The organism is Ralstonia mojiangensis (assembly GCF_023955645.1).
Classification (GTDB): Bacteria; Pseudomonadota; Gammaproteobacteria; order Burkholderiales; family Burkholderiaceae; genus Ralstonia; species Ralstonia mojiangensis.
In genome coordinates this window covers 800,862-819,064 of sequence record NZ_JAMXHU010000003.1, presented here as the reverse complement: position 1 = coordinate 819,064, position 18,203 = coordinate 800,862, and the positions used below count along the sequence as shown (strand labels likewise).

The following is an 18,203-nucleotide window of genomic DNA, read 5'->3' as shown; positions in this document are numbered from 1 at the left end:
CGAAAATGGATTTCGTCCCATTCTTTCTTGTTCTCCTGTTTCTGTTTTTTTTGGGCCTATTGGAGAGGTCTGGCAGCAATGGACTGGGCAACTACTCCGCAAAGGTAGATTCCCTTTTGCTGCTGAGTTTGCTCGCTCTCGTCATGCTGGCAGCCTTCAGGTCAGTTGGTGTGGGCAGTGATGATGAGGCATACGTAACGATTTTTTCGAAGATTCCTAATGTAATCGATTGTGTTGACTTGCTGTGCGGATATGATTACAAGGAAATTAATGTTGAAGTCGGTTTTTTCGAATTTTTATCAATTCTTCATTTGTTGGGGGATGGGCATCTTACCTTATTCTTCTTTGCGGCGCTGATTGCGGTCTTTTTTAATCTCAAATCGATTCAGTTTTTTTCAAGGACTTTCTGTGGAAGTGTTCTGATCTATTTCTGCCATTTCTACTTGGCGAAAGAATTGAATGCGATTCGTATCGGCTTGGCTACGGCAATTGCTTTCTTTGCGGCAAAGTACTTGTATAAGGGGCGGCACGCTTTGTTTGTGGCGCTTGTTCTTTTTGCGACAAGCATACACGTTAGTGCGGCACTTGCTTTTTTGCCGGCTATCTTGATCTGGTTAGCCCCGCAGCGAAGGATGCTGATATTCCTCTCGCTTGGTGTTGTTATTTTGTCGATGTCTATCGACCTATCGAAGGTGGTAACGCCGCTAATTGGAGTCGATTTTCTAAGCGAAAAAATGGCGCTTTATGGCGGTGCTCAAGAATACAACTACGAGCTGTCCTTGTTTGACGTTGTCAACGTTAGGAACATGATTCTAATAGCCTTCGGTTTGGTCTATTGGGAAAATTTGAAGAGATTTGATAGCAAATTTCAATTTTGCTTCTATTTTTTTCTTGGCGCGGCATTGTTTAGAATAATGTTTGGGGATTTCGCAATTTTGGCGGGACGGGGATATGCGGCAATATCCATGTTTGAGTACATTGTTATGCCGTTGATGTTCGAGTTTTTTTTGGGTAGAAAATTGGGGTACGTATTGACATTCATTCTCGCCGCATTGACGCTAAGCCTCAATCTCTACGTTAGCACGGGGTGGAGCGGCGGTGTACCGTATTTCGGTTAATTAGCGGAGTTTCTGGGAATGAGCGGAAGTCGTAAGATTTTGTTTGTGCTTGGCGGACTCGCCATGGGCGGTGTTGAAACCTATGTGGTGCGATTGTCCAAGGTGCTGGCGCAAACAGGTTGCGCCGTGGATGTCATCTTGCTCTCGGGGAAGTTCGATCATCGACTGATGTTGGAACTGAGGGGGCATGCGCGCGTGTTGACCGTAGAGCATGCTGGTTTCCTATCGGCATCGAGTTGGATTAATGCATTTATTCCGTTCGGCCACGGAACGCGAGAAGAGTATGACATTGTCCACGTTGTGGATATGCTGACATTGGGGTTTGTTTTCTTGAACAGGGAGGTAATTCAGGCAAAGAGTCTCAGCATCGGTATCTATCATGCCAAGGAGTTGACTTGGTGGCGTGATAAATCAACGTATTTTCGACGTAAGTTGCTCGGTCTGTACGACCAGAACGTGAAACTTTCCTTGTTTCCAAGTGACGGGGTGGCGGAGCTTGCGGCGGATCTCGCCGGGGTCGGCGCGAATGGGATGCACGTGCTTCCTCTCGGGGTCGATTTATCAAAATATGAAGCATGTACTCCCGCTAGAAAGTCGCTGAAGATCGTCTCAGTTGGTCGGCTCGTGGATTTCAAAACGTATAACCGACATGTCATTACCCAGTTGTCCGCAATCAGAAAATTTGGGGAGTGTGAGTACTACGTCTACGGCGATGGCCCGGAAAAGGCCGTTTTGGAGCAAATCGCTAAGGACTGCGGAGTGGCCGATTACGTACACTTTATGGGGAAGATTGAATATGAAAGGCTACCGGAGGTACTGAGCGGTTGTTTCTGTTTTGTCGGATCGGGGACCTCGATCATAGAGGCTTCGGCCGCGGGCGTGCCTTCCATCGTTGGAATCGAGTCGATTAAGACCCCGCATTCGTGTGGATTTTTCTCCAGTGTGAATGGTGCATCCTACAACGAGCAATTAGCCACCGATGTTAGAATGCCAATAACTGATCTGTTTGAAAATCTGATAAAGCTCAGTGACGGCGAGTACGAAGAACTATCGAGGGAGCATAGAAAAAAAGCGCTGGAGTTTGATCTTCGGAACACTTCTCTCGAGTTTTTGAGAATGTCGAATACGCCGCCGAAGTTTGATTACTCCTTTAACCGCTGGCGTGCATTGGCTTCGTTTTTTTGGTCGATATTTCGATTTGGTCCACAAGCGTTGAGGAGTAGATTCGATCATGCGGACTAGTGAGAGTGGCTTGCGAGTTGTACTGGTGTCGCAGTATTTTTGGCCCGAGACTTTCCGCATTAATGAGGTGGTGGAATCCCTTTCTGGTCTTGGATGCAAAGTAACCGTGCTGACCGGGCAGCCAAATTATCCAAGTGGCGTGATCGAGAAGGGATATAAGGCGTTCTCGCTGCGTTCCGAGCGACGCAATGCGGTAACTATTCTGCGCGTACCGATGATACCGCGTGGGCGAGGGTCGGGTATGCGCTTGGTCGCCAACTACCTCTCGTTTGTGGTTTCCGCGACCTTGTTTGGGCCGTGGTTGTTGCGTGGTCAACAGTTTGATGTCGTTCTCGTTTACGCACCGTCCCCGATACTTCAGGCTATACCGGCAATTTGGCTTAAATGGATCAAGAGGGCAAGGCTAGTTACCTGGGTGCAGGACCTCTGGCCGGAGAGTTTGCGGGCGACGGGTTTTGTTCGTAACCAGCGAATCCTGAACGCAGTAGCCTGTGCGGTGAGGTGGATCTATAGGCGAAATGATCTGTTGTTGGTGCAATCCCACGCCTTCGTTAAGCCGGTGAGCGAGATGGCTGGCTGCACACCAGTAATTTATCACCCCAATCCGGGAGAGCTGGCATTTTCCACTTCGCAAGACGATAGAATCTCGCCGCTGGAATTGGAGGCAGGCTTCAACATCGTGTTCGCCGGAAACCTCGGCACGGTACAAGCGCTGGATACAGTGCTTGCCGCAGCGCAACTGCTAAGGGATGACCCAGATGTGCGCTTTGTGTTCATTGGTAGCGGTAGCCGCAGTGAGTGGCTGCAGCGAGAGATTCAGCGACTGGGCCTTGACAATGCGAGGATACTAGGCAGGTTCGCGTCTACCGACATGCCTGCGATACTGGCTCAGGCGTCCGCGTTGCTCGTGAGTTTGGTGAGGGATCCGATCATGAGCCAGACGGTGCCAAGCAAAGTGCAGGCCTATCTAGCCGCTGGTCGCCCCATCATTGCATGTATGGATGGGGAGGGTGCGCGGGTTGTAGTTGAGTCGGGGGCGGGCGTCGGATGTCCGGCACAGGACGCCCAAGCGTTGGCGGATGCTGTTCGCCAATTGCGTAACATGTCGCCTTCCGACTTGGAGCAGATGGCGGAACGAGGGCGTTCATACTATCAGCGAAACTTCTCTCCGGAGTTGCTTGCTGAAAGGCTCGTTCGTGTCTTGTCTGCCAAAGCAGGCGAGAAGCTGGACGCCACAGCAGGCTAGTACGTGCTACAACGTTTAATGGCAGAGCGAAGATGTTAGAAAGAAAAATGAAGGTATTGGTGCTCGGTGCCTCGGGCATGCTGGGTAACGCAGTGTTCCGCTTGTTTGCTGAAAGCCCGGGATTTGACGTTATGGGGGCTGTGCGTTCCCCTGGCTCCCTTCGGCTACTCCCCGATGCGCTTGCGGCTCAAGTGATCAGCGGCGTCGACGTGGAGCAGGTGGATAGCCTGACCCTCACTTTTGCCCAAATGCGCCCTGATGTCGTGATCAACTGCATCGGTGTCGTCAAGCAGATCGCAGAGGCAGACGATCCGTTGACAGCCATTCCCATCAATTCGCTGTTGCCTCACAGGCTTGCACGTCTTTGCGATGTGGCAGGCGCCCGCTTGGTGCACGTCAGCACCGATTGCGTATTCTCCGGCACCAAAGGCATGTACATCGAAGCGGATACATCGGATGCCAAGGATCTTTATGGGCGCAGCAAGTATCTCGGTGAAGTGGACTACCCCCACGCCATTACTTTGCGAACATCGATTATCGGGCATGAATTGGCACGTGCGACGAGCCTGATCGGATGGTTCCTTGCTCAGAAGGTTAAGGTCAAGGGTTTTACGAAGGCAATCTTTTCTGGGCTACCGACCGTGGAGTTGGCCAGAGTCATTCGGGATTATGTCATTCCATATCCGGAATTGCGGGGGCTTTACCACGTATCAGCAAAGCCGATCAATAAGTACGACTTGCTTAACTTGGTTGCACAAGCCTATGGCAAAGAGATAGAGATTGAGCCTGATGCTACGCTGATAATTGATCGATCTCTCGATTCAACCAGATTTACGCAGGCTACTGGCTATCAATCTGCTGAATGGCCGGAGCTGGTACGTCGGATGCGTGAGTTTGGTTAATTTGGAATATTGATCGAGGGTAATATGTTCAAAGATAAGGTTTTGTTGATTACCGGTGGTACCGGGTCGTTCGGTAACGCAGTTCTCAATCGGTTTCTGCATTCCGATTTTGCGGAAATTCGTGTCTTCAGTCGCGATGAGAAGAAGCAGGAAGACATGCGGCTTGCATTGAAGAACGACAAAGTCAAGTTCTATATTGGCGACGTCCGTGAGTATGACGCTGTACACGATGCTCTGCGGGACGTGCACTACGTATTTCATGCTGCAGCACTGAAGCAGGTTCCGTCCTGCGAGTTCTATCCGATGGAGGCATTGCGTACGAACGTATGTGGTGCGGAAAACGTCATGCGCGCTGCGATTGCCAACGGAGTGGAGCGCTGCGTTGTGCTCAGCACCGACAAGGCTGTGTACCCGATCAACGCGATGGGTATTTCCAAAGCGATGATGGAGAAGGTCATGGTCGCAAAATCGCGTCTATGCGATCCGAACAAAACGATTCTTTGTGCGACTCGATACGGTAACGTTATGGCTTCGCGCGGTTCGGTCATCCCGCTGTTCCTTGAACAGCTTCGATCGGGCAAGCCTATGACGATCACCGACCCTAGCATGACACGCTTCCTCATGTCCTTGGAGGAGTCGGTTGATCTGGTGCTGTACGCGTTCGAAAACGCAAAACCTGGCGATATCTTTGTGCAAAAGGCACCGGCATCGACGGTTGGCGATTTGGCGCTTGCATTGAAGGAATTGCTGGGCGCCGAGAACGCGATCAAGATCATTGGTACGCGGCATGGTGAAAAATTGTACGAATCCCTGGTGTCGCGCGAGGAGATGGCGCGAGCGGATGACATGGGGGATTACTATAGAATTCCCGCGGATTCCCGGGATCTCAACTACAACAAGTATTTTGTTGAAGGCGAGACGCAGATCTCTGAAATTGATGACTACACATCCCATAACACTAAACGATTGACGGTGCCTGAGGTGAAGCAGGTGTTGATGAGCCTTGATATTGTTCAGGATGCGGTCAATGCATAAATTGAAGGTGATGACAATTGTCGGTACGCGACCGGAAATTATTCGGCTTTCTCGCGTGATCGATAAGTTGGATCGATATTGTGATCATGTTCTGATCCATACGGGTCAAAATTACGATTACGAACTCAATGAGGTTTTCTTTAATGATCTAGCCATCCGGAAGCCTGATGCTTTTCTTGAGGCAGCAGGAGGGTCGGCGGCAGAAACCATCAGTCAGGTGATCGTGGCATCCGACAAGATGATGGAGCAATATCAGCCTGACGCATTGTTGTTGCTTGGGGATACGAATAGCTGTCTCGCCGCCATCTCAGCCAAGCGCCGCAAAATTCCGATTTTCCATATGGAGGCTGGAAATCGATGTTTCGATTTCCGGGTGCCGGAAGAAATCAACCGACGTATCGTTGATCACACCGCTGATATCAATCTGACGTACAGTGAGATTGCACGCGAACATCTGCTCCGTGAGGGTCTTCCACCCGATCAGATCATCAAGACCGGAAGCCCGATGCGCGAGGTGCTCGAGCACTATCGCGAGGGGATCAATAACTCCGATGTGCTTATGCGTCTTGGTTTAGAGAGCCATCGCTATTTCGTCGTGAGCTCTCATCGAGAGGAAAACGTCGATTCGCCTCACAATCTGAAGCGCCTCTTTGGCGTGCTGAATGCGTTGGCGCAGCAGTATGGGCTGCCGATTATTGTCTCTACGCACCCGCGCACACGAAAGCGGGTGGAGGCGCTCGGACTCGAGGCGCATCCGCTGGTGCAGTTTCACAAGCCCTTCGGATTTCTGGATTACATCCGTCTCCAAACCGAGGCGCGTGTTGTGCTTTCCGATAGCGGGACGATCACGGAAGAGTCTTCCATTCTCAACTTCCCCGCGTTGAATTTACGTGAGGTGCACGAGCGTCCGGAAGGTTTCGAAGAGGCTGCAGTCATGTTTGTGGGTTTTAATGTCAGCCGGGTGTTGCAGGGCGTGGAGGTGCTGGCCGCGCAGCCCAGGGGTCATGATCGCCTGCTGAATATCGTGAAGGACTATCAGCCTGACAATGTGTCGGACAAGATGCTGCGGATCATTCTCAGCTACACCGACTTTGTAAACAGAAAGGTTTGGCGCAAGGCCTGAATTCGTTCGATATGCGGGAAGCTTCTCAAAGCATGATTTTGGTGACGGGGGCAACTGGATTTGTTGGTCGAGCGTTGGTTGATCTGCTCGCACAACGTAAGCACTCAGTGCGGGCGGCAGTCCGGCAAAAGAGTTCGCTGTTACCCGACGCGGTCGAGCAAGTACAAGTCGAGCGGTTGGCATCCGATAGCGATTGGACATCAGCTTTGCAGGGGGTGGACGTGGTGATCCACGCTGCCGCGCGTGTTCACGTCATGGCGGACAAATCCGAGGATCCGCTTGCAGAGTTTCGCTGCGTCAACGTGCAAGGAACGTTAGCACTTGCCAAGCAAGCTGCGACATTCGGGGTCAAGCGCTTCGTCTTTATCAGCTCCGTTAAGGTCAATGGAGAGGCGACAACGCCCGGCCATCCCTTTACAGCAGATGATGCGCCTGCTCCGCTCGATCCATACGGCGTCTCGAAAGCGGAGGCCGAGCAAGGGTTAGTTGAACTAGCTGCGCAGACCGGCATGGAGATAGTGATCATTCGCCCGCCGCTGGTCTACGGCCCAGGGGTGAGAGCCAACTTCCAGGCAATGATGCGCTGGTTGGGACGGGGAGTGCCGTTGCCATTGGGCGCCATACACAACCGTCGCAGTCTGGTGTCACTCGACAATCTAGTGGATCTGATTGCTGTTTGTGTCAGCCATCCAGGAGCGGCGAATCAGACGTTTCTGGTATCTGATGGTGACGATGTATCAACTACAGAATTGTTGCAGCGAATGGGGAAAGCTTTGGGGCGGCCGGCCCGTTTAGTCCCGGTACCGGCCAGTCTACTCAAGCTCTCGGCGATTCTCGTGGGACGGCCGGGTATCGCACAGCGATTGTGCGGGTCGTTGCAAGTGGACATCACGAAGACGCGCGAGGTATTGGGATGGCAACCCCGCGAGACGGTTGATGAGGGTCTGAAGAAGGCTGCTGAGGGTTACACACGTGAAGCGTCTGTTTGATTTGGTATTGGCATTGTGCGCTGCTGTGGTCTTGGCGCTACCCATTGTGCTTGTTGCATTGGCCGTGCGCCTCACCTCCAAGGGGCCTGCGCTGTACTGGTCGGAAAGGGTTGGCCGTGGCAATAGGATCTTTCGTATGCCAAAGTTTCGTAGCATGCGAGTCGGTACGCCAGCCATGGCTACGCATTTGCTGACCGATCCGAAGGTGTACCTGACACCCATTGGCCCTTTCTTGCGCAAGACGAGTTTGGATGAGCTGCCGCAACTGTGGAGCATTTTGGCAGGAGATATGAGCTTCGTAGGTCCGCGACCGGCACTATTCAATCAAGACGACCTGATCGCTTTGCGCACCAAGTTCGGTGTGGATACATTGGTGCCTGGGCTGACGGGCTGGGCCCAAGTAAACGGGCGAGATGAATTGCCGATTCCTGAGAAGGTGAGGCTGGATGTCGAGTACATGCAAAGACAATCGTTGTTGTTCGATATCCGGGTGCTTTGGATGACGTTTGTAAAAGTGCTGCGTAGGGACGGAGTGGCTCACTGATGAAGCGACTGCTAATTGTTGGGGCAGGCGGGCACGGCCGCTCGGTCGCGGAGGCCGTACATGCCGCAGGCCAGTTCGTGCTGGTAGGTTTTGTCGATGACGGCACCGAAGCGCAGCAGGTTTGGGCTTGGCCGGTGTTGGGAACCCTATCCGATCTAGCGAAGTATCGCGATCTGGCTGATGCAGCCATTGTAGCGATTGGCAAGAACGATTTGCGGGAGAGGCTGTGCAGCCAGCTTCATGCAGCCAACTTTGAGTTAGCGACCGTCGTGCACCCTCGAGCTATCGTATCGCCCAGCGCGGTGATCGGAGCGGGAAGTGCCATCATGGCGAGCGCGATCGTCGGGACCGAGGCCGAACTAGGCATGGGGGCAATCGTTAACTGCGGAGCGGTGGTTGACCACCATTGCCGAGTCGAGAGTTTTGGGCACTTGGGTGTCAACGCTGCTATGGCGGGGGGCTCGGTTCTGGGGCATGGAGCCTGGATGCAAGCCGGCTCTGTTTTGGGCTATGGCGTCAAGGTTGCAGCGTGGGCCGTGCTAGAACCGGGCCACGCATTGCATGCGAAATGAGGGATTGAAGATTTCCAAGATGCTATTCCATAGATCAGCGGCACCCTTGCTCGCTCTGCCGCGTCCTGCCAAGCGCTTTGTTGTCGTGGCACTGGACTTGGTGCTGGCAGTGATTTCTGTCTGGATTGCGTACTACCTCCGAATTGATCAAGTAGGTCTTCCGCAACAACAGCAGATGTACGTCTACATACTGGCGCCTCTGCTTGCCTTTCCGATATTCGTGCGGTTTGGTCTCTACCGCGCCATCTTTCGCTATACAGGTATGTCCGCCTTGGCCAGCACCGCCAAGGCAACGGGCCTGTATGGTGCCCTGTTCTTCCTTGCCATCCTTTTGTTCAAGTGGGATGGGGTGCCACGAAGTGTCGGCCTGATACAGCCCATCATATTCTTGCTGCTTGTCAGTACCACCCGGGCGACGGCTCGGTTTTGGTTGGCAGGTCAATTGGGCAAGGGGCGTCATCATGGTCTCGGCCGCCTGCTGATCTATGGGGCTGGTGAGGCAGGCGTGCAGACGGCTTTAGCGCTTACAGTGGTGCGTGAGTTCGTACTGCTCGGTTTTGTTGATGACGATAAATCCAAGGTCGGGCGTACCATCAATGGGCTGGATATCCTCGCGCCGGAAGATGTGCCAGATGCTGTGGAACGCATGGGCGTGACCGATATCCTGCTCGCGGTGCCTTCGCTAGGGCAAGCGCGGCGCAATGCAATCATTGCCAAGCTGCGCGAACTACCAGTGCACGTCCGTACGCTGCCTGGCATGGTCGATCTCGCCTCTGGCCGTGTCACCGTGCGAGACTTCCAAGAGCTAGACGTCGAAGACCTGTTGGGGCGTGCTCCGGTACCACCCGATGAAGCGCTGATGGCACGCAATCTTGCCAATAAGACGGTGCTCGTTACCGGGGCGGGTGGCAGTATCGGCAGTGAGCTGTGTCGCCAGATCATGCTGCAGCGACCGCACAAACTGTTGCTGGTCGAGCATAACGAGTTTGGGCTCTATAGCATTCACCGAGAGTTGGAGGGCTTGCGTACGGAACACCAACTATGTGTGGAGATCGTACCGTTGCTGGCTAGCGTAGCGAACTTGGAGCGTTTGCGCGAGATCTGCCACCTGCATCGGCCAGAAACGGTATATCACGCCGCTGCCTATAAGCATGTCCCGCTTGTAGAGTGCAATCCATCGGAAGGAGTACTGAACAACGTCTTCGGTACGCTCAATATGGCGCGCGCCGCCACGGAGAGCCAAGTAGGGTATTTCGTTCTGGTTTCCACCGACAAGGCTGTTCGGCCCACCAATGTCATGGGCGCTTCAAAACGAATGGCTGAACTAGTGTTGCAGGCGCTCGCAGCAAGTGACGCTGTGAACTTCGGCCTTCTAAACGGCGATTCCCTGGAGGTGATTCCGAATCGCACGGTGTTTGCGATGGTCCGCTTCGGTAACGTACTCGGCAGCAGTGGTAGCGTCGTCCCGCTTTTTCGTAGGCAATTGCAGGAAGGTGGCCCGCTCACGGTGACTCATCCAGAAGTGACTCGCTATTTCATGACGATTCCTGAAGCAGCACAACTCGTGTTGCAAGCAGGTGCAATGGCGCATGGCGGCGAAGTCTTTGTGCTAGACATGGGCCAACCGGTCAAGATCATGGATCTGGCCCGGCGTATGGTGCAACTTTCCGGTCTGACGGTACGAGATGACCATTACCCCGCCGGGGATATCGAAATCAAGGTCACGGGACTACGGCCGGGCGAAAAGCTTTACGAGGAGTTGCTGATCGGTGACAACCCCGAGGGCACTATCCACGAACGCATCATGAAAGCTCGGGAACACTATGTGTCTTGGCCCCTGTTTGCTCCCGTCCTAGTCAAAATGCGAATCGCTGCTGAAGAAAACGACGAGTCTTCCATCAAGCTTATTCTGGCCGAGCATGTGCATGGTTATGGCTCGCCAGCGGCGGATGCCGTATGCGCTGGAGTGGATGTCGAAGTACCGGTTCGGTGCTGAAGAGGGCTGAAGCGAGAACTCTGTCGTGTCGAGAGAATCGTTGGTTGCTGCGTGACGTTGTGGCGATCAATGCTCAGGTGATAGCGCGCTTGGCCGACTCAATGTTGGAGTGGCTCGGCGTCTGAAATTGCAGACGCGTCCAGTGCCTCGACTACGAGAGTCTGCCGCAAGCTACTGTAAAAACACCGATGCTTATTGGTGTGCAACTATGCGGTGCGGAAAGACTCTCTAAGGAGTACTAAGCTTCCGCCAAGCATCAGGCCTACTGCGGCGCCCATGAGGATGAAAGCTGCGATGCTGGGCGTAGTGGGGCGTGCAGGAACATAGGCCGGGCCCATCTCCTGCGTCGGATACGTGCGTAGCGGGCCAAGTGCATCCTGATAGGTGGCAACCCGCATGCGTAACTCAATCACCTGCGTATTGATTAGCGTGATGGTATTGGAGGCCAGGACGTCCCGCGAGCCAGCGTTTGCTATGCTTCCTGAGGTCGCCACAGATTTGATGACCTCGTTGACGCGCGCGTAGTCCCGCTCCGCAGCAGCGAGCTTGTGTTGAGTAATCTCCAGATTGCCTCGAACATCGCTGACGGCTTGGTCGAACAGCTTTCGGTGCGCGGTCGAGAAAACGTTCAGGGCGATTTCCAGCGCCGATGCAGCGGATTCCCGAGAGTGGGCCGAGACCTCAACATTGATCACATTTGGGCTTCGACCAGCCGTTGCCTTCATTGACTTAAAGATTAGGTCGGAGTCGCTATTGCCTGTGTCCGGCCCAGGCAATCCAAGTGCTTTGAGCACTTGCAGACGCAGGCTCGGCAGGTTGTACCGCTCGGTTGCCGTCAATTGATTCTCGAGTGGCTGGGTGACAAGCGAGCCTTTGGCGTCAGGTACAGATACTTGCCCAAGCTGGATCACCATGCTGGCCATCCAACGAGGATGGACGATCTGATAGGTCAGCAATCCCACGCCTGCCCCAACGATACCCGCTAGGAAAATTGCTTTGAACGATTTCGCCAGTAAGCGAATAGGGTTCAATGCTGGAGAAGAGGTATCTGTACCCGTGCTAGGCATGTGTGGCGCTTCTTCTATAGATGACTTGGTCACGATTGTAACTTGCATTTGTACCGACTTATCTTTTGAGAGGGCTCGCGACGCCGGCTTGATCGCGCTTGGGGAGCATCGCAGTAATGGCGGTACATCGGGCAAGCGTCCACGATGCTGAGGGGAAGGGCGCAAGTTTCGGAGGCTTCGGGTGGTCCACTCGCCGGTGGCGGATTAGAGAGGCGTTCGCAAAAGATAGATTGCCGAGTTGCTACGACACTATGACTCATCCCTTGCTATGTGTCGCACGTTACGGAGGGGGCTTCAAACGTTTTGGACCGGTGCTCCCGGAGGTTGTCCAGCTCAGCGCTTACAATTGGCAGCATTGATTTTTCTTAGGGCGTTCTTATGCGTAGCATCAACCCCACCATCTTCAAAGCCTACGACATCCGCGGCATCGTCGAAAAAACCGTCGATGCTGAAACCGCTCGCCTGATCGGCCGCGCCTTCGGCTCCGCAGCGCGCGCCAAGGGTGAATCCGCCGTCGTCATCGGCCGCGACGGCCGCCTGTCGGGCCCGGAACTGCTGGCGTCACTGGCAGACGGCCTGCGCGCGAGCGGGGTCGATGTGATCGATCTGGGCCTCGTGGCCACGCCGATGGTGTACTTCGGCACGAACATCGAACTGGCCGGGCGCCGCGCCACATCGGGCGTGATGGTCACGGGCAGCCACAATCCGCCGGACTACAACGGCTTCAAGATGGTGCTGGCTGGCCAGGCCATCTATGGCGACCAAATCCAGGCGCTGCGCACGCGCATCGAGCAGGGTGATTTCACTGAGGGCGCAGGCGACTACGTTCAAGTGGACATCCGCCAACAGTACATCGACCGAATCGTCTCGGACGTCGAGCTGAGCCGCCCGATGAAGATTGCCGTGGACTGCGGCAACGGCGTTGCAGGCGCTTTTGCGCCGGAGCTTTTCCGCGCGATGGGCTGTGAGGTGACGGAGCTGTTCTGCGAGGTGGATGGCCATTTCCCGAACCACCATCCGGACCCCGCCCACGTCGAGAACCTGCAGGACCTCGTGCGCACGCTGCAGACCACCGACTGCGAACTTGGCCTCGCCTTCGACGGCGATGGCGACCGCCTGGGTGTGGTGACCAAAGATGGCCAAGTCATCTTCCCCGACCGCCAGTTGATGCTCTTCGCGGAGGAAGTCCTGTCGCGCAACCCGGGCGGCGAGATCATTTTCGACGTGAAGTGCACGGGCAAGCTGGCGCCGTTCATTCGCGAGCACGGCGGCAAGGCCACGATGTGGAAGACTGGCCATTCGCTGGTCAAGGCCAAGCTGAAGGAAACCGGCGCACCACTGGCCGGTGAGATGAGCGGCCACATCTTCTTCAAGGACCGCTGGTACGGCTTTGATGACGGGCTTTACACGGGAGCGCGCCTGCTGGAGATCGTCTCGCGTCTGGCTGACCCGAGCGCCACGCTCAATGCGCTGCCGAACTCACACTGCACGCCTGAGTTGCAACTGAAGTGTGCCGAGGGAGAATCTTTCGAGCTGCTCGACAAGATCAAGGCCAACGCCACGTTTGCAGGCGCGAAGGAAGTCAATCGCATCGATGGCGTGCGCGTGGAATACGAAGATGGCTTTGGCCTGGCGCGCCCGTCCAACACCACGCCGGTGGTGGTGATGCGTTTCGAAGCCGACAACGATGCCGCGATGGCGCGCATCCAGGGCGAATTCCGCCGCGTGATCCTGGCCGAGAAGCCGGACGCGCAACTGCCGTTCTGATCGCACGGTTCGCACTCATGAAGTTGGGGGAAAGGGTGACGGCATGCGTGTGCTGATCGTCAAGGTATCGTCGCTTGGCGATGTGGTGCATTGCACGCCGGTCGTGGCCGATATTCTGCGGGCCTATCCGGATGCCGAGATCGACTGGGTGGTTGAAGAAGGTTTCGCAGGGATCGTCCGCATCGTGCGGGGCGTGCAGGGTGTGATTCCGTTTGCGCTGCGGCGTTGGCGCAAGTCGCTTGGATCCGGAAAAACGTGGGGCGAGATGGCGGCGTTCCGTCGCGCGTTGCGTGCCAAGTCGTATGACGCGGTGCTCGACACGCAGGGGCTCATCAAGACGGCGCTCATTGCCGCGCAGGCCAAGCTGACGCCGGGTGGTTTCGTGGCGGGCCTTGGCAATCGCACGGACGGTGCCGGTTACGAACCGCTCGCCAAGCTGTTCTATCAGCGCAAGATTGAGATGGAGCCGCGCGTGCACGTGGTCGAGCGCTCGCGCCGCATGGTGGCCGAGGCATTCGGTTACGCGTTGCCCGATACCATCGATTTCGGTTTGCAGCCGCCGGCCGACTTGCCATTCAAGCTGCCGCGTCCATACGTGGCGCTGGTGCATGCGACTTCGCGTGCCGACAAGGGGTGGCCGCAGGCGGCGTGGGTTGATGTCGCACGTGAGTTGCTGGCGCGTGACTACGCTATCGCGCTGCCGTGGGGTAGCGAGGCCGAGCGGCGCACGAGTGAATCCATCCGCGAAGCCATCGTCGCTGCAGCGCCGGGCACGGTGGGCCGCGTGGTGATTCCGCCGCGTATGTCGCTGCCGGATGTGACGGCGTTTCTTGATCAGGCGACTGCGGTGGTGGGTGTAGACACTGGTCTTGTGCACATCGCGGCCGCGCTTTGCAAACCGACCGTCGCGCTCTACAACTTCACCACCTCGTGGCGCACGGGCGGTTATTGGACGCCTAATGTGCACGACCTCGGCAGCGCCGAGGCCCATCCCACCAGCGCGCAAGCGCTCGATGCGCTGCGTGCGCTGGGTGTGCTCTGATGCTGCGCGTTCTGTATCGCTGGTTGTGGCGCATAGCGCTGCCGTTCGCATTGCTGCGCCTGTGGTGGCGCGGCCGCAAGGAGCCCGGTTATCGTCAGCACGTTGGCGAGCGGCTTGGCTTCTACCCGCCACGCCCGAATCCGGATCGCCCTTTGCTGTGGGTGCATGCCGTGTCCGTTGGTGAGACGCGCGCCGCGCAGCCGCTCATCGATGCGCTGCTTGCGCGCTTTCCGCACCACGCTGTCCTGCTGACCCACATGACGCCGACGGGTCGCCGCACTGGCGCCGAATTTGCGTCGCAACGCAACGGCCGCGTCATCCAGGCCTACCTGCCGTACGATTTGCCGAGCGCAGTCGATCGGTTTCTGCGTCATTTCCAGCCGCGCCTTGGCTTGCTGATGGAGACGGAGATCTGGCCGGTGCTGATCGAGCGCGCCTATACGGCGGGCGTGCCGATGGTGCTCGTCAACGGACGCCTGTCTGCGCGCAGCCACCGGCGTACTGCACGTCTTGGCGATGCCGCGCGCCAGACGTACGCGCAGCTCGCCGCGGTGCTAGCCCAAACGCCCGACGATGCCGATCGCTACCGCTCGCTCGGCGTGCCGCGGGTGCGCGTGACCGGCAACTTGAAATTCGACATCACACCGCATGTGGACCAGATCATGGCTGGCCGCGTGCTGCACGACGCGCTACGTGGCCGGTCGGCATGGGTGGCCGCCAGCACGCGTGAAGGCGAAGAGGCGTTGCTGCTCGACGCGTGGCAAGCGCATCGCGCGCAGCATGTGGGGCGCAGGCATGCCTTGCTGATCCTCGTGCCGCGTCACCCGCAGCGTTTTGATGAAGTGGCCCAGGCCGCCGAGCGCGCAGGTTTGCGTGTTGTGCGTCGAAGTGCGTTGTCGGTGTCCGCGGCAGGGGTGATGGACGCCGAGCAACTTGCCGACGCCGACGTCCTGCTCGGCGACTCGATGGGCGAGATGGCGTTGTATTACGCGGCTGGTGAAGCGGCGTTCATTGGCGGCAGCCTGCTTCCGCTCGGCGGTCAGAACCTGATCGAGGCCTGCGCGGTTGGCACGCCCGTGGTCATCGGCCCGCATACGTTCAACTTCGCGCAGGCGACGCGCGATGCCGTAGCCGCAGGTGCGTGCGAGCAGGTAGAGGACGCCGCTGCGGTGATGCGTGTGATCGACGCGTGGCTGTCGGATGCCGATACGCGCGAGGCCGCATCGCGCGCTGCGCTGGCTTTTGCCGCCACACACGGCGGTGCGACGGCGCGCACGGTGGAGGCTGTGGCGTCCCTGGTCTTGCCGACGCTGTAACGTAGGGCACGTTCGGCACGAAAAGTGCGAACTCATGGCGAGCCGCGCAGACTAACGGCTCTTCATGTGGTTTGCATTCCGTTACCGTTCACGACACGTTCATGTCCCAACCGAATCGTCCCAAGCCGAGCCTGCTGCAAACGCCGCGCCGCGTGGTGCTGACCGCCGTGGCGCTGGCCGCAGTGACCGCCGCCACCATCATCGGTGCCGGCTGCATGACGCCGGCGCCTTCATCCACGCCCCCGGCGACGGCCCCCGCTGCCGCGTCAGCGCCGGCTGCTGAAGCCAAACAGACACCTGCTAACGCAGCGCCCAATCCGGGCCAGGCGACCCTCGCCCAAGCGCAGGGCGAAGGCCGCTCGCGTTTCGTGCTCGTGCGTTGGCAAGAGTCAGGCGCCGCGCCCAAGGAATTGCCATCCGCCGAGGGCGACGATGCTGATCCGGCTACGCAGCCGATCTCAATCGAGTTCAGTGGTGGCCTGGAGGCGGCCAACGGCGTGGTGTCCGGCTATTCGGGCTGCAACCGCTTCTCGGGGCCGTATGAGAAGCTCGCCTCGGGCATGCGCTTTGGCAACCTGGTGTCGACGCGCATGGCGTGCGACCCGGCGCGTATGGAACTGGAGACTGCGTTCCTGGAGGCGCTCAAATCGCCCCTGGCGACCGTCGGTATGCAGCCCTCGGCCAACGGCAAGCAAGGCCGCCAAGTCATCTGGAAAACAGCGAGCGGCGCGTTGCTGCAGTTTGCGGAGCGGCCGCTGCCGCCGCGCGGTCAGACACACTGATCAGCGTTTGGCCGATTTGCCGGCACGTTTCGCCAGTTCGGGTTTGGCGCTTGCCGGCGGCAACGCGGTGATATCGCTCGAACCGTTGGCTGTGAGCAGCGTATTCACCTGGATCACGTCTGCCTCGCTCAACGAGCCGGCGGCAGACTTCAGCCGCAGCCCGTTGACGATGGTGTCGTAACGCGCGCGTGCCAGATCGCGCCGCGCCTGAAAGAGCTGCGCCTGCGAATTCAGCACGTCGGTGCCGATGCGCACGCCCACCCCGTAGGCGAGCTGGTTGGAGTCGTACGCTGTGCGCGCCGATAGCTCGGCCGCTTCCAACGCTTTTACCTGCGCCAGCCCTGCGATTACGCCGATGTACGCTTGCCGTGCGCCTTGCTCGGCAGAGCGGCGGGCGAACTCGAGGTCGTTCGCGGCCTTGGTTTCCAGCGCGATGTTTTCGCGCACGCGCGACTGGATCGCACCGCCCGCAAAGATCGGAATCGACACCTGCACGCCAATCTGTGAACTGTCAAAGCGTGCGCCGCCCGGCAGCGAGGGCAGGTATTGGTTGCCGCTGGCATTGGTGTGGCCGGTCTGCGCCACCAGATCGACCGATGGCAGATGGCCTGCGGTCGCTTTTTTCACATCGCGCTCAGCGCTTTGCAGGTTGTACTGCGCCAGCGCCACTTGCAGATTGCTGCTGCGCGCCTGGTCGACCCAGGGTTCTGCCGAAGCGGGTTCAGGCTGGGGGATCGTGACGCCCGGGCGCACGCCGGCCAGCGTGCCAACGGGCTCTCCGATGATCTGCTTGAGCGCCGATTGCTTGATCTCGAAGTCGCTGCGTGCGGCAATGACGCTGGCGTCGATCGCATCGCGGCGGGCCTGTGCGTCGTTTGCGTCGGTGATGTTGGCGTTGCCGACATCGAAATTGCGGCGCGCCTGCTCGTATTGTTGCTGGATCGCATCGCGCTGCGCGGTGGCGAGCTGCAGCGTGTCCTGCGCGTTAAGCACGTCAAAGTACGCCTGCGCCGTACGCGTGATGAGATCGAGCTGCGCTTGCGCGAGCGAGGCCTCGGCGGCCTGCGCGGCAATTTCGCCTTGCTTGTAGGTTTCCCAGCGGTCCCAGCGGAAGAGCGGCTGCGACAGCGACAGCGTCCAGCCCGTCGATGAGAACGTCTTGTTGAATTCGGCCGGAGCGGTTTGATCGAAGATGACGCGCGTGGAACTCCAGGCGCCGCCGATCTGCGGTAGCAAGCCGGCGCGGCCTTGCGTGAGTTTCTCGCGTTGCGCGAGCGACTGCGCACGGGCCGACGCGAATTGCGGATCGTTGGCCAGCGCGGCACGGTAGGCGGAAAGGAGGTCGGTCGCAGCCGGCGTGTTCGGTTGGGTCTGCGCCCACCCGAACATCGGCATCATCGAACAGCACAGCACAACAAGCGAACCGCGCGCGGCCATCCGCGTACGGCTACTGCGAGCAACA

The 18,203-nt window shown here is 57.5% G+C and carries 16 protein-coding genes; 14 read left to right on the top strand and 2 right to left on the bottom strand.

The genetic code is table 11. From position 1 onward, the window contains the following. Positions 1–5 precede the first annotated feature (5 nt). From NG898_RS16010 to NG898_RS15965, 10 genes are read left to right on the top strand one after another with little or no spacing between them, the layout of a single operon-like run. Positions 6–1,118, top strand: coding sequence for an EpsG family protein (locus NG898_RS16010; RefSeq protein WP_252693340.1), 1,113 nt, complete (start codon positions 6–8; stop codon positions 1,116–1,118). An 18-nt stretch (positions 1,119–1,136) separates the two neighbouring features. Further along, complete coding sequence (locus tag NG898_RS16005) at positions 1,137–2,360, top strand: glycosyltransferase family 4 protein (protein WP_252693339.1); 1,224 nt, start codon at positions 1,137–1,139, stop codon at positions 2,358–2,360. 10 nt (positions 2,361–2,370) lie between these two features. Next, positions 2,371–3,606 carry a glycosyltransferase family 4 protein gene (locus NG898_RS16000; protein WP_252693338.1) on the top strand — a complete coding sequence of 412 codons (1,236 nt, stop codon included), beginning with the start codon at positions 2,371–2,373 and terminating at the stop codon, positions 3,604–3,606. A 47-nt stretch (positions 3,607–3,653) separates the two neighbouring features. After that, on the top strand, positions 3,654–4,508 hold the full coding sequence (locus NG898_RS15995) for a dTDP-4-dehydrorhamnose reductase family protein (protein WP_252693337.1): 855 nt from the start codon (positions 3,654–3,656) through the stop codon (positions 4,506–4,508). Positions 4,509–4,532: 24 nt separating this feature from the next. After that, entirely contained in the window at positions 4,533–5,543 is a 1,011-nt protein-coding gene (locus NG898_RS15990; protein ID WP_252693336.1) for a polysaccharide biosynthesis protein, read from the top strand. Continuing rightward, positions 5,536–6,666 carry a non-hydrolyzing UDP-N-acetylglucosamine 2-epimerase gene (wecB, locus tag NG898_RS15985; RefSeq protein WP_252693335.1) on the top strand — a complete coding sequence of 377 codons (1,131 nt, stop codon included), beginning with the start codon at positions 5,536–5,538 and terminating at the stop codon, positions 6,664–6,666. Before NG898_RS15990 ends, wecB begins: the two co-directional genes overlap by 8 nt. Positions 6,667–6,698: 32 nt before the next feature. Then, a complete protein-coding gene (locus NG898_RS15980; protein WP_252693463.1) occupies positions 6,699–7,655 on the top strand; it encodes a UDP-glucose 4-epimerase family protein in 957 nt (318 codons plus the stop codon). Continuing rightward, the gene (locus tag NG898_RS15975) at positions 7,639–8,199 is read left to right on the top strand and encodes a sugar transferase (protein ID WP_252693334.1); all 561 of its coding nucleotides are present in this window, start codon (positions 7,639–7,641) and stop codon (positions 8,197–8,199) included. Before NG898_RS15980 ends, NG898_RS15975 begins: the two co-directional genes overlap by 17 nt. Further along, a complete protein-coding gene (locus tag NG898_RS15970; protein WP_252693333.1) occupies positions 8,199–8,771 on the top strand; it encodes a NeuD/PglB/VioB family sugar acetyltransferase in 573 nt (190 codons plus the stop codon). The genes NG898_RS15975 and NG898_RS15970 overlap by 1 nt, the downstream gene beginning before the upstream one ends. Before the next feature lie 19 nt (positions 8,772–8,790). Next, a complete protein-coding gene (locus tag NG898_RS15965) occupies positions 8,791–10,767 on the top strand; it encodes a polysaccharide biosynthesis protein (RefSeq protein WP_252693462.1) in 1,977 nt (658 codons plus the stop codon). Positions 10,768–10,973: 206 nt separating this feature from the next. Here NG898_RS15965 and NG898_RS15960 read toward each other — a convergent pair whose 3' ends face one another. Then, the gene (locus NG898_RS15960) at positions 10,974–11,867 is read right to left on the bottom strand and encodes a GumC domain-containing protein (RefSeq protein WP_252693332.1); all 894 of its coding nucleotides are present in this window, start codon (positions 11,865–11,867) and stop codon (positions 10,974–10,976) included. A 345-nt stretch (positions 11,868–12,212) separates the two neighbouring features. On the opposite strand from NG898_RS15960, the gene NG898_RS15955 reads away from it, so the two are divergent. From NG898_RS15955 to NG898_RS15940, 4 genes are all read left to right on the top strand, one after another. Next, on the top strand, positions 12,213–13,601 hold the full coding sequence (locus tag NG898_RS15955; RefSeq protein ID WP_252693331.1) for a phosphomannomutase/phosphoglucomutase: 1,389 nt from the start codon (positions 12,213–12,215) through the stop codon (positions 13,599–13,601). A gap of 43 nt (positions 13,602–13,644) precedes the next feature. Further along, positions 13,645–14,643, top strand: coding sequence for a lipopolysaccharide heptosyltransferase I (waaC, locus tag NG898_RS15950; RefSeq protein WP_252693330.1), 999 nt, complete (start codon positions 13,645–13,647; stop codon positions 14,641–14,643). After that, positions 14,643–15,959, top strand: a complete 1,317-nt coding sequence (gene waaA / locus NG898_RS15945; RefSeq protein ID WP_252693329.1) for a lipid IV(A) 3-deoxy-D-manno-octulosonic acid transferase — start codon at positions 14,643–14,645, stop codon at positions 15,957–15,959. The genes waaC and waaA overlap by 1 nt, the downstream gene beginning before the upstream one ends. A gap of 101 nt (positions 15,960–16,060) precedes the next feature. After that, positions 16,061–16,741 (top strand): META domain-containing protein, encoded by a 681-nt coding sequence (locus NG898_RS15940; protein WP_252693328.1) that lies wholly within the window; start codon positions 16,061–16,063, stop codon positions 16,739–16,741. On the opposite strand, the gene NG898_RS15935 is transcribed toward NG898_RS15940, so the two are convergent. Beyond that, entirely contained in the window at positions 16,742–18,178 is a 1,437-nt protein-coding gene (locus tag NG898_RS15935; RefSeq protein WP_252693461.1) for a TolC family outer membrane protein, read from the bottom strand. It lies immediately after the preceding gene. Positions 18,179–18,203 lie beyond the last annotated feature (25 nt).